This is a genomic window from Micromonospora sp. C97, assembly GCF_018070385.1.
Taxonomy (GTDB): Bacteria; Actinomycetota; Actinomycetes; order Mycobacteriales; family Micromonosporaceae; genus Micromonospora; species Micromonospora parva.
The window spans coordinates 146655-168602 of sequence record NZ_JAGPXU010000014.1 but is presented as its reverse complement, the minus strand read 5'-3'; the positions used below and the strand labels follow the sequence as shown (position 1 = coordinate 168602).

The window sequence follows — 21948 nt, the reverse complement described above, 5'->3', positions numbered from 1 at the left end:
CGGGCCCGCGGGGGCCGCCCCCACGGCTCGGCACCTGTTGGTGCGGCGGGATCAGTGGACGGGCCGGCCGAACCAGCGGGTGAGGTGGTGGTCCAGATCCCGCTGGTCGTCGCCGATCCAGGCGACGTGGCCGTCGGGGCGGAGCAGGACGCCGGGAGCGTCCAGTGCCGCGGTGGAATCCGCGAGGTGGTCGACCCGGTCGGACCAGCCGCCGACGGTCAGGCGTTCGGTGCGGTCCAGCAGCAGGCCACGGCCGCGGTGCAGCAGGCCGTAGAGGTGCCCGTGCTTCACGTCGATGTCGGGCAGCCGGCGACCGAGCAGGTCGGGGCCGTCGCCGAAGTCGTAGCGGATGCCGATGGCGGTGATCTTTTTGAGCAGGTGCAGGTTCACCTCGTCGAAGTCCATCAGCTCGATGAGCAGCCGGCGCACAGCCTGTGCGCCCGGTTCGGTGGACAGCAACTGCGTCTGGGCCCGGGTGTTGTCCAGCACGTCCTCGGCGACCGGACGCCGTTCGGCCTGGTAGGTGTCGAGCAGGGCCTCCGGCGCCCAGCCGCGGACCTGTGCGGCCAGTTTCCAGCCGAGGTTGACGGCGTCCTGAACGCCGAGGTTGAGGCCCTGCCCGCCGATGGGGGGATGGATGTGCGCCGCGTCGCCGGCCAGCAGCACCCGTCCGACCCGATAACTGTCGGCCAACCGCATGGCGTCGCCGAAGCGGGAGAGCCAGCGTGGGGAGTGAACGCCGAAGTCGGTCCCGGCTACGGCGCGCAACTGGCGCTTGAAATCGTCGAGGGTGGGCGGTTCGGCGCGGTCACTGACGCCGGCGGCGGGGACCAGGACGCTGTAGACGCCGACGCCTGCTGGCCGGAGCCAGAACCGTTGATGGGTCTCGCGGATCTCGGCCACCCTGACGGCGATCTCCTCCGGCGGGATCCCTACTGCCATCTCGCCCATCAGGCTCTCGGTCCGTGCCGGCTCGCCGGGAAAGCCGACGCCGAGCAGTTTGCGAACTGTGCTGCGCCCGCCGTCGCAGCCGACGAGGAATCGCGAGCGCAGCCGTTCCCCGTCGGCCAGCTCAACGGTCACCCAGTCGTCGTCCTGCTCGACAGCGGCGACCGCCCGACCGCGCCGGACCTGCGCGCCCAGTTCGACGGCGTGTTCTTCGAGCAGACGTTCGATGACCGGCTGCGGAATGCCCAGCAGGTAGGCGTACCGGGGATCCAGGCCCGTGGGCGCGGGCTTGGGGATGGCGGCGAAGTAGGCGCTGGCCGGACGCTGCCGCCCGTGCGGGAGGATGCGTTCCAGCAGCCCGCGCATCGCCATCAGCTCCAGGCTGCGGATGTGCAGGCCGACGATGCGGACGGCCGACGGCGGCTCGGTCTCCTTCTCCACCACGAGTACCCGGACGTCGTGCAGCCGCAGCTCGGCGGCGAGCATCGCACCTGTCGGTCCGCACCCTGCGATGATCACGTCGTACGTGCGGGGGGCGTAATCGGTGCTGCGGGTCGGAGATGACGGGCGGCCGCCGACGACGGAGTCGGGCTCGACGGGGGCGGTCGACGGGTTTTCGGCGGTGAAATGCGCAGGGTGCACAGGTGTTGCCTCTCGGGAGTGCCGTGTTGGCGGGGCGCTCCCGGCGACACCTATGTCAGTCGCCCGACCGTGACGGTAAGGGGGAGCACCCACATCGCTTGAACGTTCATGGGTCTCACCTCCTCGGGTGGTGTCGCGGTCAGCGGCACGCTATCTCCCCCGGCCAGGTCGCGTCGAGCTCTTTTCCGCCGCCGGGGGTGGTCACGACGTCGAGTGGGTCAGCGATCGGTGGAGCCACTCGGCCATCAGTGCGCGTTCGGCGTCGGTGAGCCCCGGCAGGTGGGGCAGCACCGTCGCGAAGGTCACCGCGACCGTGTGCGTGGTCGTGTCGGGTGTCGCCGGGGTTGTCGACAGGATGCTGGTGAGCACGGCGTCGAGCATGGCCTCGCTCAGGCCGGGGTCGCGCTGCTCGGGGGGCGTTCCGAGTAGCGCGAGGATGGTTCCGTGGCCCGCTGAGTGGATCATTATGAGTGCGCGTTGTTCGTCGACCCGCAGCAGACCGGCTGCGGCGAGTCGCCGGACGCGACGACGGAGCACGTCGAGGCCCGCGACGGTCGCCGGTGAGGGTGCGCCGCTCCCCCGGGCGGCCATCAGGGCGTACAGCTCGGGGTTTGTCAGGCCGAACTCCACGTGCGTGCGCCACCCGGTGCGCAGCTCCGCGACCGGGTCACCCGTCGCGGCGTGCGTGGCGACCGATTTGCCGCTGACGTAGCTGGCCATGACGTGCTCGGCGACGGCGTCGATGAGCCCGTCCTTGTCACCGAACAGGCGGTAGATGGTCGGCGCCTGCACACCTGCGGCCTGGGCGACGGCGCGCGTCGTCACCGCGTTAGCGCCCTTCTCGCGCAGCAGTTCGGTTGCTGCCGCGACGATGCCCGCGCGGACGTCGTCGCGGGATGCCATGTCCTGCGTCGTCACCATGAATCAATGCTAACAGCGACTTGTTAACCACGGATTATCGCTGCTAACGTCTCGGTCGTAACGCCGATATCAAGGGAGTGTGCAACATGTTCGTCGTCACCGGTGCCACTGGTCAGCTCGGGTCCCAGATCGTCGACCGGCTGCTCGACCGGTTACCAGCCGAGGCGGTGGGCGTGAGCGTGCGCGACGTCGACCGGGCCGTGGGCCTCGCCGAGCGGGGTGTGCGGGTGCGCGCCGGCGACTTCACCGACCCGGCCATGCTGGAGCACGCCTTCGAGGGCGCCGACCAGGTCCTCGTCGTGTCCGCCGCCATCCGTGGGGCCGCTGCGGTCGCCGCGAACCGCGCCGCCATCGACGCCGCCCACGCCGCGGGAGCCAAACGAATCCTCTACACCAGCCACCAGGCCGCCTCCCGGGACTCGCTGTTCGCCCCCCAGCCCACCCACGCCGCGACCGAGGAGCACCTGGCCGGGCTGGGGGTTCCCTTCACCGCCCTGCGCAACGGGTTCTACGCGAGCACGCTCAGCCTCTGCATCGGGGCGGCGTTGGAGACCGGTCAACTCGTGGCGCCGGCGGACGGCCCGGTGTCCTGGACCGCGCACGCCGACCTGGCCGAAGCCGCGGCCATCGCCCTGGCCGAGGAGGGCCTGCTCGACGGCATCACGCCGGCGCTGACCGCTGGGCAGGCGCTCGACCTCGAGGCGGTGGCCGCCATCCTGAGCGACATCACGGGCCGCACCGTCACCCGGGTGGTCGTCACCGACGACCAGTGGCGCTCGGCCGCCATCGCAGGTGGCATGCCCCCGGCGGCCGCCGACTTCACCCTCGGCATGTACCGCGCGGCGCGTCGCGGCGAGTTCGCCGTCACCGATCCGACGCTGGAGACCCTCATCGGTCGCCGTCCGACATCCGCTCGCGCAGCACTGGAGGCCATCGTCGCCCAGCGTTGACGGGCCGGGTCGGCGGAGGTTGACCCTCGACGTGGTTGAGGCTCGACCATCGGCGACATGACCGAGCAACCGACCGCCGATCCGACCATGACCCGCATCATCGAGGCCGTGCACCTCGGCCATGGTGGCGCGCCCGCCGAGGCCCGTGCGCTGCTCACGGCGCTGTGGGACGACATCGGCCCGACCGGGGACGCCCTGCACCGCTGCACCCTGGCGCATCACCTCGCCGACCTGCAGGACAGCATCGAGGCGGAGCTGAGCTGGGACGAACGTGCCCTGGCCGCGGTGTCCGAGCTGACCGACGAACGCGCCCAGCGATACCTGTCCGCACTGCAGGTTCAGGCGTTCCTGCCGTCGCTGCACCTCAACCTGGCCGACTGTCACCGGCGGCTGGGTAACGTCGCTGCGGCTCGGGAGCACCTCGCCCGAGCCCGCGAACACCTGGTACTCCTACCGGACGACCCGTACGGCGAGAGCATCCGCGTCGCCGTCCGTGACTTCGTCGAGGACGATCCGACCGACCACCGGCGACAGGGACCGGTCACCGGTCCTGGTGCGCGACGGTCGTCCGGTAGGCCTGCGGTGAACGTCCGTAGCGGGCCCGGAAGAGGCGACTGAAGTGGGCCTTGTCCCGGAAACCCCAACGGGCGGCGATGGCGTGGATCGGTTGCCGCACCAGCGGGTTGGCGAGGTCACGCCGGCACTGCTCCAGGCGTTTGGCGCGGATGAGTTCGGCGACTGTCGTCGAGTCACCTTCGAACAGGCGGTGCAGCGATCGCAGCGAGATGTGGTGGACGGCGGCGACGCTGCGGGGGCTGAGCTCGTCGTTGTCCAGGTGGCGGTCGATGAAATCGACGACGCGGGCCCGCAACGTGGTTTGCCGGGCCTCCGGCGACAGGGTGTCCTCGATGTCGAGGTACTGGGCGAACGCGGCGGCGAGCAGGTCCAGCGCCACGCTGCCCAGCACCTCGGCCTGGGCCGGCTGGTACTGCTCCGGGTGTGCGGCGATGCTGCGGAGGTGGTGGACCAACAGCCCGCCGACGCCGACGTGCGACGGCAGCGGCGTGGCCAGCAGCCGGCGGATCCGGTCCGGCGCCACTGGTAGCGACAGGTGCGGTATCTGCACGGTGATTGTGTGGGCGAGGCCGGAGCCGTCAGCGCTGTGCCGGGCGACGTGCGGCCGCGCGGTGTCCAGGAGCGTGAAGTGGTTTCCGGCTTCCAACGGGGACTCGGTGCGGTCCTGGATCAGCGTGCTGCGGCCGGTGAGTGGGAGCGCGAGCTGGTACACGTCCCCCTCGGTTCTGCGGACCAGTTTCGCGGGCCGGACCGAGTCCAGCGACGGGTACCGCAGCGAGGCCATCCGAACGCGGCCCAGATCGATGGCCTGGGCGTAGGCCACGAAGTTGTCCAGGTGACCGCTGCTGATGTGCGCAGGCGCCATCTCCTGAGCGATCAGTGCGTACCAGAACTCGAACCGGTCCGCCGGTGGTAGCACCGTCGTGTCCACCACCAGGTTGGGCAACACTCTGCTCGCCTCCCCCGCATGCGAGGATGGATTCTTGCATGCTTCGATCCGTGGTGCCCATGACGGGATTCCCACACGCGGTGCGTCCCAGGGGGTTGCTGAGTGTCAGTGGTGACCGGTGCCGACCTGCACGAGGCGGCCGAGGAGATGACCCGGGTGCTGGAGCCACACCGCGAACGCGACTGGTCGGTGCCGGCCGGCTCGCTGAGCTGGAGCTGCTGGACCACCGCGGCGCACGTCGCGCACGACCTCATCGGGTACGCGGGCCAGGTCGCCGGCCGCCCGGATGACGGCTATCTGCCGTACGACCTGCGGGTCTCCCCCGACGCGAGCCCGACGCAGGTGCTCACCGTGGTGCGAGCCTGCGCCGGTCTGCTCGCCACCGCCGTCGACGCCGCGGACCGGGACACGCGGGCCTGGCATTGGGGCCCGTGCGACCCGGCCGGTTTCGCCGCCATGGGCGTGGCCGAGACCGTGCTGCACACCCACGACATCACCCTCGGCCTCGGTGTGCCGTGGCAGCCACCGCGGCGGCTGAGCGCGCTGGTGCTGCGGCGACTCTTCCCGGACGCCCCGGCCGGTGCGGCACCCGAGGTGCTGCTGTGGATGACCGGCCGCGGTGAGTTGCCCGGCCGGGCCCGGCGCACCTCCTGGGTCTGGCGGGCCAGGGTGGAGTGACACCTAGGCGTGCAGGGCGTGCCGGTGACCATCCAGCGGGAACGGCGGCCGGGCCGGCAGAACCTCCTGGAACACGAAGCCGCACTTCTGCGCCACCCGGCAGGACGCCACGTTGTCCACCTGGTGCAGCAGGTCGAGACGCGTCACCTCGGGGAACCGGTCGAACGCCCAGCGGCTCAGCGCGGTCACCGCGCGGGGCGCGACCCCACGACCGCGTGCCCACGACGCCGTCCAGTAGCCCACCTCCGGCGCCGGGCGCTGCGGAGTGACCCCCTTGAGCACCACGTTGCCGACCAGCCGCGCGCCGTCGGCCTGCTCTTCGACGACGGCGAAGGTGTACCGGCGGCCGTCGGCCCGGTCCCGCTGGGTGCCCTCCAACCACCGCCGGGCCTCGGCGGCGTTGGTCACCGGATGACTGGTCCAGTGCCGCAGGACCGGGTCCCGGTACGCGTCCACCAGGTCATCGAGGTCGTCGGCGCACCACTGACGCAGGGTGACACCCGGTGTCGAGGGTGGGCCGGGTGCCGGTGATGATCCGATGAGCATCGGCACATTCTGCCGTGTCCGTGGCCGTGGGGTCAGCCCCGACGGCGGCGCCACCGCTGCCACCAGCCCCGGCGCGACGGTCTCACGGCGGTCACCGCTTCGGTGACGGTGACGGTGACCTCGGGGCGGGCCCGTTCGGCGCGCCAACGGCGGATGACGTCCTCGGTGTTGACCGGGCGCACCGCGATCCGGGGCCCGTCGTCGGGGAAGCGCAGCCACGCCACGATCTGCACGTTCAGCTGCCCGACGAAGTCCCGGACGGACTGCTCGGTGGGCAGGTCACGGACCTCGTTGGGGACCTGCTCGATACGGCGGCGCAGTTGCAGCGACGTGGGCAGCAGCAGGTCACTGGGGAGTGCCTCGCGCTCCAGGAAGCTCTTGATCCACCAGGCCTCGTCGTACGGCACCCCCCGACCGGGGATCGGCTTGCCCGTGCCGGGCAGGTCGTCGAACTCGCCGCGCTGAATGGCATCCTGGATCTTCGCCTCGACTGACGCTTCCCACGCCTCGGTCACCCTGCGGCACCTCCCCTGGCCACCGTAACGCGCCGCTTCCGGTTGGCGGCACGCGTGTGCCACTGATCAGCGCGCCCGTGACGGTGGGCATTCCCGCCGTGGCCGCGGGGCGCCGGCAGACGCGAGTGGATCACCCCGGATCGCAGGCCACGGCTCGCCAGGTGGCTCTGGGCCGGCCAGGTGGCTCTGGGCCGGGATGTTCGTCCCGATTACGGTCAGTGTGGGGGTCTACCGAACGGGGGAATCGTCGTGGTCGGTGCGGGCGCACTGCTGGGTATCGCGTTGGTGGCGTTGGGGCTGGTGCTCACCCCCGGCCCGAACATGGTCTACCTGGTGTCCCGCTCGGTGGCGCAGGGCCGCAGGGCCGGGCTGGTCTCGCTGCTCGGGGTGGCCGCCGGATTCGGCGTCTACCTGGCGGCGGCGGTCGCCGGACTGGCCACCGTCTTCGTCCTGGTGCCGACGCTGTACGCGGTGGTGAAGCTCGCCGGCGCCGGCTACCTGCTCTGGCTGGCCTGGCGGACGCTGCGTCCGGGCGGCGGTTCACCGTTCGCCCCCGCACCGCTGCCACCGGACCCGCCCCGGCGGCTGTTCACCATGGGCCTGGTCACCAACCTGCTCAACCCGAAGATCGCCATCCTGTACGTGTCGCTGCTGCCCCAGTTCATCGACCCGACCCGGGGGCACCTCGCCACGCAGAGCCTGCTGCTCGGTCTGACCCAGATCGCCGTGGCGTTGAGCGTGAACGCGCTGATCGTGCTCAGCGCCGGCGCCCTCGCGGGGTTCTTCGCCCGCCGGCCGGTGTGGCTACGGGTGCAGCGCTGGGTGACCGGCACCGCCCTGGCCGCGCTGGCGATCCGCATCGCCGCGGACCGCTCGCGCGCGGCCGTGGCCACGCCCTGACCCGGCCGCCCACCGCCCCGGTCGGGTGGCCGTCCGGCAGAGCGGGCCACGGGTGCGCCGCTCGCCAGTGCGACGCACCGATGAGGTTTCCGCGTCGCGCTCGTCGGTACGGGTGAGATCGACTGACGAGAGGCTGACACGATGCGGAAACTGATCTTCGGCATGAACGCGACACTGGACGGTTACGTCGCCGCGCCGGGCGACGACATCAGTTGGAGCGGGCCGACCGACGAGCTGTTCCAGTGGTGGCTCGACCGCGAACGGGCGATCGCGCTGTTCCTGTACGGGCGCAAGCTGTGGGAGATGATGAGTTCCTACTGGCCGACCGGCGACCAGCAGCCGGGTGCCACCCCGGCGCAGGTCGAGTTCGCGCGGAACTGGCGGGACACGCCGAAGGTGGTGTTCTCCTCGACGATCGACAAGGTCGACTGGAACACCCGGCTGGTCACCGGCGACGCGGTCGCCGAGATCACCCGGCTCAAGGCCGAGGACGGCGGGCCGATGAGGGTTGGTGGCGTGACGCTCGCTGGCGCGGTGATGCGGGCCGGGTTGGTCGACGAATTCGAGGTTGTGACCCACCCGGTGCTGCTGGGCGGCGGCAAGCCGCTCTTCAGCGCACTTGACAGCTGGGTGAACCTGAACCTGGTGGAGACGCGGACGTTCCCGGGCGGTGTGGCGCTGGCCCGGTACGAGACGAGGCGATAGCAACGGTCACCTGCCCCGGCCCGTGCGTGGATCTGTGATCACAGTGTCGGTGCCAGGTCCAGCCACGGCTTGTCGGTGGCGTCGAAGCCGGTGAGCTCGGCGATCTTCCCGTCGACGATGTGCAGCACGGCGATGGCGAACAGCCGGTACTGCGAGTCGTCGGGGGCGCGCAGGTAGAGCGCGGCGGCTGGCATGCGGTTGACCATCGTGGTCATACCGCGCCAGTCGTCGTGGCCGCTCTGGAAGAGCCCACCGGAGATCCAGCCGTCCACCGCGTCCCTGGCCGTCGTGGTCACGGTGCCCGGGTCGGGCATCATCGCGAAGCGCAGGTCGTCGCGCAGCAGCGACATCAGCCCGTCGAGGTCGTTGCGCTCGTGCGCGCGGATGTACGACTCCACCGCGCCGCGCTCGTCGCTCGACAGCTCGTGGGTGGCGGGGCTGCGCCAGTCGAGGCGGCGGTCGGGCAGCTGCTCGCGCATCGTCACGCGGGCCCGCTGCAGTGCGCTGGTCACCGACGCGACGGTCAGCTCCAGGGCGTCGGCGGCCGTCGACGCCGGCCAGCCGAGCACGTCGCGCAGGATGAACACCGCCCGCTGGCGCGGTGGTAGGTGCTGCACGGCGACGATGAACGCCAGCTCGATCGTCTCCCGCGCCACCACCGACTCCTGCGGGTCCTCGGGGAGCATCTGGTCGGGGTACGGCTGCAGGTACATCACCTCGGAGTCGGCGTCCGGCAGCGCGGACGGTGCGGGTGCGCGGTTGGTGGGCTTCTTCAGGAAGTCGAGGCAGGCGTTCGTCGCGATCCGGTACAGCCAGGTCCGTACTGCCGCGTGGCCCCTGAAGGACTCCCGCTTGTGCCAGGCGCGCAGGAACGTCTCCTGCGTCATGTCCTGGGCGTCCTCGTAGTTCGCGAGCATCCGGTAGCAGTGCACGTGCAGCTCACGCCGGTGGCGTTCGGTCAGGAGCGCGAACCGCGCGGGATCTCCCGCGCGGACCGCCGCGAGAAGATCGGTCTCGTCGGCGTCCAACCGGGTGGCGTCGGTCATGTCAGCATCCTTCCAGCGGTGCGAGTGGCCAACAGAGCTGACGACCTGGTGGATCATTTCTGATCGCGCCGGCACTGTCACGCGCGAACCGCTGCCCGCCTCGGCTACCTGTCGCCGGTTTCCGGCGTCCTCCGGGCGGCCCCGCGGTGCCGGTCGACCATCCCGGCGGCCAGCGGCGCGGCGTCCAGGTCACCGGCGGCGAGCCGGGCGGCGAGGGTACGACGCACCAGCCGGTCGGCCAGCGCGGGCGCGTGCCGGCCGACGGCCATCTCCAGCCGACCACGGGCGGTGGTCGAAACATCCCGGGGCGCCCGCCGGGCGGTGGCGGTCCGCAGGATCGCCGCGACCACCCCTTCGACGGGCTCGGGGCGGGACACCCCCCGCAGGGACAGCCCGGCCTCGGCGGTGCTGTCGTGAATCGGTGAGGCGACCATGCTCGGGTAGACGACGCTCACCCCGACGTGGGTGCCCACCTCGTGGCGCAGCGCGTCGGCGTAGGCGACCAGTGCCCGTTTGCTCACCCCGTACGCGGCGGCGAGCGGCAGCGGCAGCACCGCCATCCGGCTGGCCACGAAGATCACCCGTCCGCGGGTGGTGAGCAGTGCGGGCAGCGCGGCGGCGGTGGTGCGCCAGGCGGCCAGCAGGTTGACCTCCAGTTGCCGGCGGACCACCTCGTCGGGTGGCAACTCGGCCGGCGCGGGACCACCGACCCCGGCGTTGTTGATCAGCAGGTCAAGCCCGCCGAGCCGGTCGACGGCGGCCCGCACCGCCGCCGGTACGGCGTCCGGGTCGGTCAGGTCGCAGCCGAGCACCGGCACGTCGTCGTCGGGGCGGGCGTGCAGGTCGAGCCCCACCACCCGGGCGTCGGCCGCGCTCAGCGCCGCGCCGAGGTGGCGGCCGAACGTCCCGCTCGCCCCGGTGACCAGCACCCGCCGGCCGGCCAGCGATCGGCCGCTCACCGGGGTGCCCGCACCGAGGACGGTGCGCCGGAGCGGGCGCGGCGGGCCCCGGCGGTCAGCTCCCGGGCCAGCTCGGCCAGGTAGACGTCGAAGTCCACCCGCATCGCCGGGCGGCGCTGACCCCACCGGGCGGTAGCGGCCCGTAGTTCGGCCCGGCACACGGCGCGCTGCCGGTCCGGGTCCGGCAGCGCGTACCGGCCGGCGAGGTGCGCCGCGATCAGCTTGGCCTGCGCCTCGACCAGCGGGAACGCGGAACCGGTGGACTGCATCAACCCGACGAAGCTCAGTCCGGGGGCGTCGGGGTGGAACACGTGCCGGTACAACGGCAGGGTGTCGGCGCCGCCGGCGAGCAGCGCCGGGTCGAGGAACGGCACGTCCACCCGGTAGCCGGTGCACCAGATGATCAGGTCGACGGTGTCGCTGCGGCCGTCGGTGAACTCCACCCGGTCGCCGTCGAGGGCGGCGACGCCGGGGCGGGCCTCGACGTCGCCGTGGGTCAGCCGCGACAGCAACCCGTCGGAGAGCGTCGGGTGGTCCTGGAGGAAGCCGTGCGTCGGCGCGGGCAGCCCGTAGCGGGCCGGGTTGCCGACGGTGGCGCTCAGCATCGTCTGGCTGACGCGTTGACGCAGCCGCCACGGCAGTCGGCGGGCCAACGCCCCGTTGAGGGTGTCCGAGGGGCGACCCAGCAGGTACTTCGGCACCACCCAGACGCCCCGGCGCAACGACAGTAGGGTGCGGGCCGCCGCGTACGACGCGTCCACGGCGATGTCCATCGCGGAGTTCCCGCCGCCGACGACCAGGACCCGCCTGCCGGCCAGCTGCTCCGGGCCCCGGTAGTCGTGGCTGTGCATCTGCTCGGCGGTGCAGGCGCCGGGGTAGCCGGGATCCGGCAGCCGGGGCACCCGGTTGTGCCCGTTGGCGACGACAACCGCGTCGACGGTGACCTCGACCGGGCCGGTCGGGCCGGTGGCGGCCACCGTCCAGGTGCCGGTGGGGTTGCGGGTGACCCGCTCGACGGTGTGCCGAAGCCGGATGGTGTCGGCCAGCCCGAAGCGGGCGGCGTAGTCGGCGAGGTATCCGGCGACGCGCCGGTGGTCGGGGTAGTCCGGCCAGTCGGTGGGCATCGGGTGGTCGGCGAACTGGGTACGACCGCGGCTGGTGTTGAGGTGCAGCGTGCGGTACGCGGGTGAGTCGGGTGCCCCGTACACCCAGAGGCCGCCGACCTGCTCGGCGGCCTCGAAGCCGACCGTCGGCACGTCGGCGTCCCGTAGTGCCTTGACCGCGGCGAGCCCGGCGGCACCGGCGCCGATCACCGCCACCCGCTGTGCTGCGCCCATCGCCCCGCCCCCAATAAATCCAACGTCCGATGGATAATCGTCGGGCGACGGCGACCCGTCAAGGGGCCGGCGGCCCGTACAGCCCGTCGAGCATCCGGTGCACGAACGTCCGGAACTCGCGCCGTTCCCGGGCCCCGGGCGCAGCGGCCAACGCCACCACGTGCCCGTGGGTGGCCCACACCAGGCTCCGCACGGTGATGTGGGGAGTCGGCTCATCCAGGGCGCCCGCCGCCGCGGCAGCGGTGAGAAGCTGCCCGACCAGCCGGTACAACGGCTCGGCGTAGCGCTTGTCGAGCTCGGCGTGCCGCTGTGGCTCCAACCAGCGCCGCAGCCACAGCGCGGTCGTCTCGGGGCGGTCCTCCAGGAAGTCGACGAAGACGTCGACCAGTTCGTGCAGGGCCCGCCGCGCCGCCTCCGGACCGGCGTCGACAGCGGCGCGGGCCTGCTCGGCGGCCGCGGTCAGCACCTCCCGCTCGGCGGCGAACACCCGGGCGAAGCACGCGTCGTAGAGGGCCGCCTTCGTACCCGTGTGGTGCGCGACGGTGGCGACGTCGACCCCGGCGGCGGCGGCGACCTCCCGTAACCCGACGGCGTCGAAACCCCGCTCGGCGAAGAGCGCCGTCGCCGCGGTGAGCACCACCTCGCGGGTCGGCCGGGTCTCGTCGCGGCGGGGCCGACCCGGGCGGCGGCGGGGCATGGTCATGACGCCATTCTGCCCCTAGAATCCAGCAACCGTTGGATTGCGGAGAGGATGCGGCGATGACCGGGCTGGACCGGCGGCCGGCGGCCGCCACCGACGCGACACTGCCCCGCGGCCCACTGGCGGGCTTCGCCGCCGGCTCCCTCGGCATGGGTGTCTGGGTGACGGTGCCCGGCCTGCTGCTGCTGTACTTCCTCACCGACGTGCTGGCCGTCGGCCCGTGGCTGGCCGGCCTGACGCTGCTGCTGCCGAAGATCGCCGACGTGCTGCTGCACCCCTGGGTGGGGCACCGCGCCGACGTGGAACAGACCCGCCGCGGCGACCGGCGTCGCCTGCTGCTGCTCGGCTGCGCCCTGCCGGTCGCGTTCGCCGCGCTCTTCGCCGTGCCCGGCGGCCTGACCGGAGCACCGGCCGCCGCGTGGGTGGCGGTGTTCTTCATCGCCGGCAACCTGCTCTTCGCCGCCTACCAGGTCCCCTACCTGGCCACCCCCGCCGACCTGCGGATCGGCTACCACGAACGCACCCGGCTGATGGCCTTCCGGATGGTCGTGCTGACCCTGGGCATCCTGGTCTCCGGGCTGCTGGCCCCCCTGCTCACCGGCGGCGACGCCGCGACCCGGGGCGGCTACCAACGCATGGGCGTGATCCTCGCGGTGGGGATGCTGGTGGCCATGCTGGTCGGTGTCGCCGGCATCGCCCGGCTGCGCGGCTCCGCGGCGGATCGGACCCCGGCCGGGCACGGCGGGTGGCGGGCGCTGCGCGTCGCGCTGCGCGATGCGCAGTTCCGGTGGCTGGTCGCCGCGTACCTGGCGATGTCCACCACCACCCACCTGGTGCTCGCCGGCGTGCCCTACTACGCCGAGTACGAGCTGCGCGCGCCCGGCCTGACCACGGTGCTGGTGGCCGCGTTCGTGGCGCCGGCGCTGCTGGTCACCCCGCTCTGGCTGGTGGTGGCGCGACGCGTCGGCAAGCAGCGGGCGCTGCTCGGCGCGCAGGGCGCGTTCGCCGTCGGCTCGCTGGTGCTGGCGGTGGGCCGACCGGCCGGCCTGCCGGTGCTGATCGCCGCGGTGGCGGTGCTCGGGGTGGCGTTCGCCGGCATGCAACTGTTGCCGTTCTCGATGCTGCCCGACGTGATCCGCGCCGCCAGCTCCGACACCGGCGGCACCGGGGCCGGCACCTACACCGGGGTGTGGACGGCAACCGAGGCCACCGGCGCGGCGCTGGGCCCGTACGCGTACGCGTTGTGCCTGGCGGTGGGTGGTTTCGTGGCCTCGACGGCCGGTGAGTCGCCGGTGCAGCCGGACGCCGCGCTCGCGGCGGTCCGCTACGGCTTCGGCTTGCTGCCGGCGGTGGCGATGCTCGCGGCGCTGCTGCTGCAACGCCGCTACACCCTGGACGCGACGGCCCGGACGACGACCTGAGCGGCCGGCACTAGACTTCGCCCTCGATGGACGCCCAGCCCGCCACCACCGAGACCCGTCCCTGCGCCCACTGTGGAGCGCCGGTGCCGCAGCGTGTCGGCGCGGGTCGACCGTTTCGCTACTGCCGCGACAACGACGGCGCCTGCCAGCGCGCCTCCCGCAACAGCCGGATGCGGCACCGCAACGCCCCCGGCCTGCCGGGGCAGGTGGCCCGCACCTGGGAGGCGGTGGACCGGCTCGACCAGATCGTCGAGACGTTGACCGAGTCGCTGCACGCCGAGTTGTCCCCGGTGGGTGTGCAGCGGCAGCTCGCCCAGGCCCGCGCGGAGGCCGCCACCGAGATCGCTGCGGCGCAGGCCGAACGTGACGAGGCCCGCGACGACGCCGAGGCCGCGGCGGCCGACGCGACGCGCGCCCGCGAGCAGGCCCGCGACGCCCGCGCCGACGCCGACGCCGCCCGTCAGCGCGCCGAGCTGGCGCACCGGCAGGCCACCGCCGCCGACGAGCGGGCACAACACGCCGAGGACGCCCGGGACCAGGCGCGCCACGCGGCCAGCGCCGCCGAGGCGCTGCGTGTGCAGGCCGAACGCGACCGCGACCAGGCCCGCGCGGAGGTGCGGGACCTGCGCGCGCAACGCGACGCCGAGCGGCAGCGGGTCGCCGATCTCGTCGTGGAACGCGACGCGGTGCGCGCCGAGGCTGAGCGGGCCACCCGGGCCGCCGCCGACGCGACCGAGCGGGCCGGGCGGTGGCAGGCCGAGGTGCAGGACGTCCGGCGTCAGATCGAGCAGTCCCGCGCCGACGCGGCGCGTACCCGGGCGGAGGCCGCCGACGCGGCCCGGGCGCGTGAGCAGGCCGACCGGGCCCGCGACCGCGCCGAGGTCGCCGCCCGGCAGGCCGACGAGGCCCGGCAGGAGGCCGCGGAGCTGGCCGCGCGCCTGCGCGCGGAGCTGACCGCCGTGGCCGCCCACCGCGACACGCTCACCGCCGAGCTGAGCGTGGCCCGGCAGGCCGCGGCGACCGCCGAGGGACACCGCACCGCCCTGACGGTACGGCTCGACGCCGCCGAGGCCGACCGGGATCTTGCCCAGCGGCGGGTGGCGCAGCTCGGCGACCAGGTCAGCGACCTGGCGTTGGCGTTGGCCCGTCTCGGCGCCGGCACTCCCGGCGACACGACTTGAGCATCGTGGCGCAACCTTCGGTAAGCTTGCGCGGTTAACCTCCCCGGTGGCCGCGCACACGCACCCTTGTCGCGACTCGCCTGGGGATCACCTCACCGGGTGACCGTCCCGGCCGGCTACCCTTGGTCCCGGCCCACCCGTGGACGCCTCACGCCCTCGGGCGGGAATGGCGCGGCGGGGACGCACCGTTACACCCAGAAGACCAGCACCACGAACGAGGGGAAGTCGATCATGGGCGAGCGTATGCTGCGCGGAAGCCGCCTTGGCGCGGTGAGCTATGAATCCGACCGCAACACGGAGCTCGCGCCGCGTCAGACCCGCGAGTACCTCTGCGCCAAGGGCCACCAGTTCGAGGTGCCGTTCGCCGTCGACGCCGAGGTCCCGACGACCTGGGAATGCAAGTTCGACGGCAGCGTCGCCCGACTCGTCGACGGCAGCGAGCCGGAGCAGAAGAAGGCCAAGCCGCCGCGTACCCACTGGGACATGCTTCTGGAGCGGCGCTCGATCGCCGAGCTGGAGGACATCCTGGAGGAGCGCCTGCAGGAGGTTCGGACCCGCCGCGGCCGCGCCTGAGCCGCACGACACACAACGGCGACGCCCCCGGGGAAACCCCCGGGGGCGTCGCCGTGTCTGATGGGCGGTGTCAGTGCCGACCGGGCTCGACGATCTCACCCTCGATGGCCCGACCGCCGTCGACCACCACCGGCTGTTCCGGTTGCGGGGTCGGTTGCGGCGCACCCTGGCGCACCCGCACCGTGCGCGGCCCGAACAGGTCACCGGCGACCATCGACGACACCCGCCGCTCGGTGGCGCGGCGCACCCCGGCGCGGGCCAGCCGACGCACCGGCGGCACCAGCAGCAACACCCCGACCAGCCCGCTGACCAGGCCGGGCACCGCCAGCAACAACGCGCCCGCCAACCCCACCAGGCCGTCGGTCACCTGCCCGCCGGGGGGCTGCCCGGCCGCCGCTGCGGAACGGAACCCCCGCCAGGCGCGCATCCCCTCGCGGCGCAGCAGCACCAGACCCAGCAGGGACGCAGCGAACACCAGCAACACCGCCGCGCCGAACCCCAGCGCCCGTCCCACGCCGACGAACACCGCCAGCTCCAGCACCACCGCCAGCAACAGGGCCAACGGTACGCACCTCAGTCCTCGGCGCATCTCACCTCATCGCCATTCCTACGGACACCACGGACGTGGTCCGCTCATCCAGCATGACACGACCGCGCTCACGGCCACCGGGCCTGACCGGTGGCGGTGCCGTGCAGGCCGCGGCGTACCGACTGGCGTCGGTCCCGCACCCCCCAGGCGGTGATCCGCCACAGCGCCTCCGCCACGATCTTCGGGCTCATCTTGCTGTCGCCGCGTTCCCGCTCGGCGAACGTGATCGGCACCTCCACGATCCGCACCCCGGCCCGGTGCGCCAGTCGCGACAGCTCCACCTGGAACGAGTAGCCCTGCGAGGTCACCGACTCCAGGTCGATCGCGTCCAACGCGCTGGTCCGGTACACCCGGTAGCCACCGGTGGCGTCCGAGACGGGCATGCCCAGCGCCAGCCGCGCGTACAGGTTGCCGCAGCGCGACAGCAGCAGCCGCCGCAGCGGCCAGTTGAGCACCCGCGCGCCGCTGGTCCACCGGGAGCCGATCACCACGTCCGCGTCGCGGGCGGCGTCCAGCAACGCCGGCAGGTCCTCCGGGGCGTGCGAGCCGTCGGCGTCCATCTCCACGACCGCCTGGTAGCCGCGCTCGCGCGCCCACCCGAACCCGGCCAGGTACGCCGCGCCGAGGCCCTGCTTGCCCTGGCGGTGCAGCACCTGCACGTGCGCGTCACCGTCGGCGAGGGCGTCGGCGATCGCGCCGGTGCCGTCGGGGCTGTTGTCGTCGGCGATGAGGACCTGCACCGCCGGGGCGGCGCGCCGGACCCGGCCCACGATCGCGGCGATGTTGTCGGCCTCGTTGTAGGTGGGGATCACCACCAGCACCCGGCCCACCCCGGGCACCTCGTCCGGGCGTCGGATCGTATCGGTCGCCTGGATCACGGTTCCTCCGCTCCCGCCGGCGTACCGGCTGTTGCTATCCGGGCATGACCCGCCGTCGGCGCAGCACCGCCGCGCCGACCAGGGCCGCCGCGGCCAGCGCGGCGAGCGTCACCTCCGGCCACCAACCGAGGCGGGTGGCGAGGGTGCGTCCGTCGTCGAGGCGCACCTGCCGCACCACGACCTCCCGGGTGTTGAACCCGGTGGCATCGCTTACCCGCCCGTCGGGTGCGACGAACCCGGACACACCGACAGTGGAGGCCATCAACGCCGGCCGGCCGTGCTCCACCGCCCGCAACCGCACCATGGCCAGCTGCTGGCGGGCCTCCGCCACGTTGAACGTGGCGTTGTTGGTCTGCACCACCAGCAGTTGCGCGCCGCCGGTGACGGTGTCCCGGACCACCTCGTCGTAGGCGACCTCGAAGCAGATCACGTCACCGAGCACGGCGGGGCCGGCCCGTACCACGCCCGGGGTGCTTCCGGGCACGAAGTCGTTGCGGATCAGGTCGACCTGCTTGCTGACCATCCGGGCCACGTCGCGCAGCGGCACGTACTCGGCGAACGGCACCGGGTGGCGTTTGGTGTACAGCTGCTCCATGTCGGCGCCGGTGCCGGGGCGCCACAGGATGCCGGCGTTGCGGACCTGCCCGACGTCGGGGCCCAGTAGCACCGCGCCGACCAGGATCGGCGCGCCGATGGTGTCGGCGGCCTGGGAGATCCGGGCACCGGCGGTGGGGTTGCGCAGCGGGTCGATGTCGCTGGAGTTCTCCGGCCACACCACCACGTCGGGGCGCGGCTGCTGCCCGGCGGCGACCCGCCCGGCAAGCTCGATGGTGGCGTCGACGTGGTTGTTGAGCACCGCCTGCCGTTGGGCGTTGAAGTCCAGGCCCAGCCGCGGCACGTTGCCCTGCACGATCGCCACGGTGACGGTGGCGCCGGACCCGGCGGAGGCGACCGGCACGAGCAGGGCACCGGCGGTCAGCGCGACGGCCACGACCGCGGGGACGACGACCGGCGTCCACCGCCGCGCCGAACCGCCGCCGGACGGCGCGGCGGTGGTGGGGTTGGTGTCGGCGGGGCCGTCGAGCTGATCGCTGTCGGTGTCCGCGGTGTCCGCGGTGTCGGCCGTGTGGGTGCTCGGGCCGGTGCCGTTGGGGGTGGTGCGGCGCAGGGTGCTGACGGTGCGCCAGCCGGCGGTGACCAGCAGACCGCCGACGAGGGCGACGGCGAAGGTGACCACCGGCGCGCCGCCCAGCGCGGCCAGGCGCAGCAGCGGCGACTCGTCCTGGCTGAACGCGAGCCGCCCCCAGGGGAACCCGCCGAACGGGGTGCGGTCGCGCAGCGCCTCCTGGCCCACCCAGAGCAGCCCGGTCAGCGCCGGCCACGCCCAGCGGCCCCGGTCGGCCAGCGGCGACACCCAGGCGGTAGCGGCGCCCAGCAGCGCCAGGTAGCCGGCCTGCAGCAACGACAGCAGCACCCACGGCAGGTAACCGGTGTGCAGGTTCGTCCAGGCCAGCAGCGGGGCGAACAACGCCACCCCGGTCAGGAAGCCCAGGCCGGCGCCGGCGCGCAACCGCCGCCGGTGTACGGCGGCGGCCAGCAACGCCACCCCGACGGGCGCAAGCGGCCACACCCCGTACGGGGGGAACGCCACCAGCAGGGCCAGCCCGGCGGCCACGGCCAGGGGCACAGCGACCCGCAGCGGCAGCGGCCGACCCGCGACGACCGGCGCGCCGGTCACCCGGGGGGTGCGGGTTTCATCCTGGTCCAGCATCGTCACCGCAGCTTCACCTCGATCACCCGGCGAAGGCTACCCGCCTGATGGTCCCGCCGGCCGGGCCCCCCGCTCGCCGATCTTGCGCTTTCCGTGCCGACACAAGGGGCATTCCCGCCCACATCGACGACCGAAACCGCAAGATCGCCGGGAGTGGAGTGGGAGTGGGAGTGGCGTGGCGTGAGGGTGGGGGGATGAAATCGGGGCGCGGCTGACGCCGCGCCCCGATGCTCCCAGGCCCTTCCCGGCCGGTGTGGCGAGGATGGGGCACGACGACCTTCGGACCGACCGGACGTGGACTGGCTGCCCCCGCCGGGCCGTTGTCTACTGGCCGTGCACCTCACCCTGCCCGTACACCGGTAACCGCGGCCGGTTCGCGCCGCCCCGCCGACCCCCGCCCGCTGGACCTGGCCGCCGCGACGATGACGCTGAAACATGTCGCTCGGCCAGCGGACGAAGGGACGAAGCGAACAACAGCCGCTTCCCGTGGTAGGACTCAAAGACGGTACGTGCCGACCCCCGTCGGTTGTCAACCCGCACCCGGCCTGTCGTGTGTTGCGACACGGCGTGTCGGTCGGCGAGTCTCACTGCGTACGCAGATGGTGACGCAGCAGCGCCCTCGCGGCCGCCGGGTGTTCCTCGGCGAGCAGCCCTCCGGCGGCCAGCACGTAGTCCGCGTCGACGACCGTCGCGGCAGCGCGCGGCAGCGCCCACCCGCCGGCGTGATCGGCCAGGACCGCCGACAGCACCTGCCCGGACATGTCCGCCGGGGCGTGCCGCAACACCCCACCGGAGCCCACCAGCAGCCGCACGTCGCGCAGGTCCCGCCCGGCCCGCTCACCGGTGGCCGCGCCCCGGGCGTGCCGGCGCAGCGCCACCGTCGCGGCGAGGGTGGCGATGCGCCGGTCCACGGCCCGCTCGACGTCGTCGACGGCCAGTAACGCCGGGTCGCCCGCCCGACGCGCCGCGGCGGCCGCCAGGTCGTCGGACTCGTCCCCGGCGAGCAGCCGCTCCTCGACGGCGGCGCGCACCACCCCGGGGGCGCTCCACCGCATCCCCAGATCGCCCTCCACGGTGCGGGCCCGCCACAGACTGCCGGCGACCTCCTGGCCCGGCCCGGTGGCCCGCTCGTCGGGCGTGAGCACCGAGTACACGTCGGTGGTGGCCCCACCCACGTCGACGACGGCGAGATCACCACCGAGGGTGTCGGCGAGCACCTCCACACCGGTGAGCACCGCGTCGGGGGTGGCCGCCCGCACCAGCCGCGCGAACCGGGTGCCCCTGGACAGTCGTTTACCACCGATGACGTGACGCAGGAACACCGCGCGGATCGCCGAGCGCGCCGAATCCGGGGCGAGCACCCCGATGCGCGGCAGGACGTTGTCGGCGGCGGTGACCGGCACCCCGGCGTCGCCCAGCAACCCGGTCAGCTGCTCGCGCACGTCGGAGTTGCCCGCGTACACCACGGGCCGGCGCCACCGGGCCCGGGCCAGCCGGGTCGCGTTGTGGGTGATCGTGTCGGCGTCACCGCCGTCGGTGCCGCCGACGAGCAGCACCACATCGGGTCGGGCCGCCCGCACCGCCGTCAGGTCGGCCGCGCCGAGCCGACCCGCCGCGACGTGCACCACGTGCGCGCCCGCGGACAACCCGACCCGCCGCCCGGCCTGCGCGGTGACCAACGGCTCATAGCCGATCACGGCCAGCCGCAACCCACCCCCGGCCGACGAACACACGTACCACGGCACGTCACCCACCCGCAGCCCGGCGGTGGCCGCCGCCACCGCGGCGTCCAGGCCGTGCAGCACGTCGGTGCCGACAGTGGTCGGCGCCGACGCCGCACCGGCGAGGACACCGGCGGCCAGGTCCACCACCGCCACCTTCGTGTACGTGGAACCGACGTCGGCGCAGACCGCCAGTGTCGCGGGCTCTCCCGGTCCGCGACCGCGGGGCTCGCGACCCTGGCTCATTCCTCGCGACCGACTGCGGCGGGGACGACCACGGTGCCGGTCGCGGTGACCGCCACGATCGGCGGGTCGAGGACCTCCGCGGCGGACGCGGAACGGTCCGGGCGACCCCGGCACACCACCGCGCAGCTCAACTCCAGGGTGCGGCTGCGGGTGCCCACCCGCGACACCTGCGCGGTCACCTGCACCACGTCCCCGGCGTGGATGGGCGCGTGGAAGCGCACGTCGGCGTACCCGGCGAACAGCCCCTCGTCACCGTCGGTGCGGATGCACACCTCGGTGGCGACGTCACCGAACAAACCGAGCGCGTACGCCCCGTCGACCAGGTTCCCGCCGTAGTGGGCGTGCGAGTACGGCACATACCGCCGGTGCGTCACCGTCAACCCGAGCCGTGCGTCGGTCATGCCATCGCCTTCCGTTGCGTGATCAGAGCGTGCACCAGGTAGCTGGCCACCTCGCCGGGCGTGGTGCCCCGACCGAAGATCCGGTCCACGCCCAACTCGTCGGTCATCGTCTCGTCGAAGCGGGGACCACCGACGATCAGCAGCGGCCGCCGCCCCGCCGGCATCGCCTCCCGGAACGCCGCCGACATCTCCCGGGTGTTGTGCAGGTGCGCGTCGCGTTGGGTGACCACCTGCGACACCAGCACCGCGTCGGCCTTCTCCGCCCGGGCGGTCTCCACCAACTCCGGCACGCTGACCTGCGCACCCATGTTGGTGACCTTCAACTCCCGGTAGTACTCCAGGCCCTTCTCCCCCGCGATGCCCTTGACGTTGAGGATCGCGTCGATGCCCACCGTGTGCGCGTCGGTGCCGATGCACGCCCCGACCACCGACAGCTTGCGCCGCAACCGCTGCTTGATCACCGTGTTGACGTCCTTCGCCGACAGCAACGCGAAGTCACGCTCCACCACCTGCACGGCGTCGAGGTCGACCAGGTGGTTCACCCGCCCGTAGACGACGAAGAAGGTGAACCCGTCACCCATCGGTTTGGCGTGCACCACCATCGCCGGGTCGATGCCCATCTTGTTGGCCAACTGCACCGCCGCGCCCTCGGCGCGCTTGTCATGCGCCACCGGCAGGGTGAACGACACCTGCACCATCCCGTCACCGGTGGTGTCCCCGTACGGGCGCACGATCTGCTTGCTCACGCCGCCGCCGCTTCGCGCCGGCGGCGTGAGCGCGGGACTGCTGTGCTGG

At 73.1% G+C, this 21948-nt stretch carries 23 protein-coding genes; 8 read left to right on the top strand and 15 right to left on the bottom strand.

Translation table 11 applies throughout. From position 1 onward, the window contains the following. Positions 1-51: 51 nt before the first annotated feature. Both KBX26_RS19955 and KBX26_RS19950 read right to left on the bottom strand, forming a co-directional pair. Positions 52-1434 (bottom strand): FAD-dependent monooxygenase, encoded by a 1383-nt coding sequence (locus KBX26_RS19955; protein ID WP_210866142.1) that lies wholly within the window; start codon positions 1432-1434, stop codon positions 52-54. Between the two features lie 357 nt (positions 1435-1791). Next, positions 1792-2511 carry a TetR/AcrR family transcriptional regulator gene (locus KBX26_RS19950; protein WP_210866127.1) on the bottom strand — a complete coding sequence of 240 codons (720 nt, stop codon included), beginning with the start codon at positions 2509-2511 and terminating at the stop codon, positions 1792-1794. A gap of 86 nt (positions 2512-2597) precedes the next feature. On the opposite strand from KBX26_RS19950, the gene KBX26_RS19945 reads away from it, so the two are divergent. Both KBX26_RS19945 and KBX26_RS19940 read left to right on the top strand, forming a co-directional pair. Beyond that, a complete protein-coding gene (locus tag KBX26_RS19945) occupies positions 2598-3461 on the top strand; it encodes an NmrA family NAD(P)-binding protein (protein ID WP_210866126.1) in 864 nt (287 codons plus the stop codon). Positions 3462-3518: 57 nt separating this feature from the next. Further along, positions 3519-4079 (top strand): tetratricopeptide repeat protein, encoded by a 561-nt coding sequence (locus KBX26_RS19940; RefSeq protein WP_247680839.1) that lies wholly within the window; start codon positions 3519-3521, stop codon positions 4077-4079. Here the strand turns inward: KBX26_RS19940 and KBX26_RS19935 are convergent. Continuing rightward, complete coding sequence (locus KBX26_RS19935) at positions 4003-4986, bottom strand: helix-turn-helix domain-containing protein (RefSeq protein WP_210860573.1); 984 nt, start codon at positions 4984-4986, stop codon at positions 4003-4005. The two genes, KBX26_RS19940 and KBX26_RS19935, sit on opposite strands and share 77 nt — an antisense overlap. Before the next feature lie 102 nt (positions 4987-5088). On the opposite strand from KBX26_RS19935, the gene KBX26_RS19930 reads away from it, so the two are divergent. Continuing rightward, positions 5089-5664, top strand: coding sequence for a maleylpyruvate isomerase N-terminal domain-containing protein (locus tag KBX26_RS19930; RefSeq protein ID WP_374224316.1), 576 nt, complete (start codon positions 5089-5091; stop codon positions 5662-5664). Between the two features lie 3 nt (positions 5665-5667). On the opposite strand, the gene KBX26_RS19925 is transcribed toward KBX26_RS19930, so the two are convergent. Together KBX26_RS19925 and KBX26_RS19920 are read right to left on the bottom strand one after the other, a co-directional pair. Further along, complete coding sequence (locus KBX26_RS19925; RefSeq protein WP_210866125.1) at positions 5668-6210, bottom strand: GNAT family N-acetyltransferase; 543 nt, start codon at positions 6208-6210, stop codon at positions 5668-5670. 32 nt (positions 6211-6242) lie between these two features. Next, entirely contained in the window at positions 6243-6725 is a 483-nt protein-coding gene (locus KBX26_RS19920; protein ID WP_210866124.1) for a DUF1992 domain-containing protein, read from the bottom strand. Between the two features lie 249 nt (positions 6726-6974). Here KBX26_RS19920 and KBX26_RS19915 point away from each other — a divergent pair, with 249 nt between their 5' ends. Together KBX26_RS19915 and KBX26_RS19910 are read left to right on the top strand one after the other, a co-directional pair. Further along, positions 6975-7625, top strand: coding sequence for a LysE family translocator (locus tag KBX26_RS19915; protein WP_210860579.1), 651 nt, complete (start codon positions 6975-6977; stop codon positions 7623-7625). 141 nt (positions 7626-7766) lie between these two features. Then, the gene (locus KBX26_RS19910; RefSeq protein WP_030327615.1) at positions 7767-8330 is read left to right on the top strand and encodes a dihydrofolate reductase family protein; all 564 of its coding nucleotides are present in this window, start codon (positions 7767-7769) and stop codon (positions 8328-8330) included. Between the two features lie 38 nt (positions 8331-8368). On the opposite strand, the gene KBX26_RS19905 is transcribed toward KBX26_RS19910, so the two are convergent. The 4 genes from KBX26_RS19905 to KBX26_RS19890 form a co-directional block, all read right to left on the bottom strand. After that, positions 8369-9376 carry an RNA polymerase subunit sigma-70 gene (locus KBX26_RS19905; protein WP_210866123.1) on the bottom strand — a complete coding sequence of 336 codons (1008 nt, stop codon included), beginning with the start codon at positions 9374-9376 and terminating at the stop codon, positions 8369-8371. Positions 9377-9480: 104 nt separating this feature from the next. Continuing rightward, the gene (locus KBX26_RS32790) at positions 9481-10335 is read right to left on the bottom strand and encodes an SDR family oxidoreductase (RefSeq protein ID WP_210866122.1); all 855 of its coding nucleotides are present in this window, start codon (positions 10333-10335) and stop codon (positions 9481-9483) included. After that, the gene (locus KBX26_RS19895; protein WP_030327612.1) at positions 10332-11672 is read right to left on the bottom strand and encodes an NAD(P)/FAD-dependent oxidoreductase; all 1341 of its coding nucleotides are present in this window, start codon (positions 11670-11672) and stop codon (positions 10332-10334) included. Before KBX26_RS19895 ends, KBX26_RS32790 begins: the two co-directional genes overlap by 4 nt. Positions 11673-11730: 58 nt before the next feature. After that, positions 11731-12375, bottom strand: coding sequence for a TetR/AcrR family transcriptional regulator (locus KBX26_RS19890; protein ID WP_247680838.1), 645 nt, complete (start codon positions 12373-12375; stop codon positions 11731-11733). Between the two features lie 56 nt (positions 12376-12431). Between KBX26_RS19890 and KBX26_RS19885 the strand changes: the two genes are divergently transcribed. The 3 genes from KBX26_RS19885 to KBX26_RS19875 all read left to right on the top strand — a co-directional run bounded on the left by KBX26_RS19885 (position 12432) and on the right by KBX26_RS19875 (position 15547). Beyond that, positions 12432-13793: an MFS transporter gene (locus tag KBX26_RS19885; RefSeq protein ID WP_210866121.1), complete on the top strand. Its 1362-nt coding sequence runs from the start codon at positions 12432-12434 to the stop codon at positions 13791-13793. Positions 13794-13819: 26 nt separating this feature from the next. Next, positions 13820-14974, top strand: a complete 1155-nt coding sequence (locus KBX26_RS19880) for a hypothetical protein (protein WP_030327609.1) — start codon at positions 13820-13822, stop codon at positions 14972-14974. A gap of 231 nt (positions 14975-15205) precedes the next feature. Beyond that, positions 15206-15547: an RNA polymerase-binding protein RbpA gene (locus tag KBX26_RS19875; RefSeq protein ID WP_030327608.1), complete on the top strand. Its 342-nt coding sequence runs from the start codon at positions 15206-15208 to the stop codon at positions 15545-15547. A 70-nt stretch (positions 15548-15617) separates the two neighbouring features. Here KBX26_RS19875 and KBX26_RS19870 read toward each other — a convergent pair whose 3' ends face one another. From KBX26_RS19870 to KBX26_RS19845, 6 genes are all read right to left on the bottom strand, one after another. After that, a complete protein-coding gene (locus tag KBX26_RS19870) occupies positions 15618-16136 on the bottom strand; it encodes an FxsA family protein (protein ID WP_210866120.1) in 519 nt (172 codons plus the stop codon). A 68-nt stretch (positions 16137-16204) separates the two neighbouring features. Continuing rightward, positions 16205-17014, bottom strand: a complete 810-nt coding sequence (locus KBX26_RS19865; protein ID WP_081883635.1) for a polyprenol monophosphomannose synthase — start codon at positions 17012-17014, stop codon at positions 16205-16207. A gap of 34 nt (positions 17015-17048) precedes the next feature. Next, entirely contained in the window at positions 17049-18785 is a 1737-nt protein-coding gene (gene lnt / locus KBX26_RS19860; RefSeq protein ID WP_210866139.1) for an apolipoprotein N-acyltransferase, read from the bottom strand. Between the two features lie 584 nt (positions 18786-19369). Then, positions 19370-20752, bottom strand: coding sequence for a glutamate mutase L (locus KBX26_RS19855; protein WP_210866119.1), 1383 nt, complete (start codon positions 20750-20752; stop codon positions 19370-19372). Next, positions 20749-21153: a hotdog domain-containing protein gene (locus KBX26_RS19850; protein ID WP_030327602.1), complete on the bottom strand. Its 405-nt coding sequence runs from the start codon at positions 21151-21153 to the stop codon at positions 20749-20751. The genes KBX26_RS19855 and KBX26_RS19850 overlap by 4 nt, the downstream gene beginning before the upstream one ends. Next, positions 21150-21899, bottom strand: coding sequence for an OAM dimerization domain-containing protein (locus KBX26_RS19845; RefSeq protein WP_030327600.1), 750 nt, complete (start codon positions 21897-21899; stop codon positions 21150-21152). The genes KBX26_RS19850 and KBX26_RS19845 overlap by 4 nt, the downstream gene beginning before the upstream one ends. Between the last annotated feature and the right edge of the window lie 49 nt (positions 21900-21948).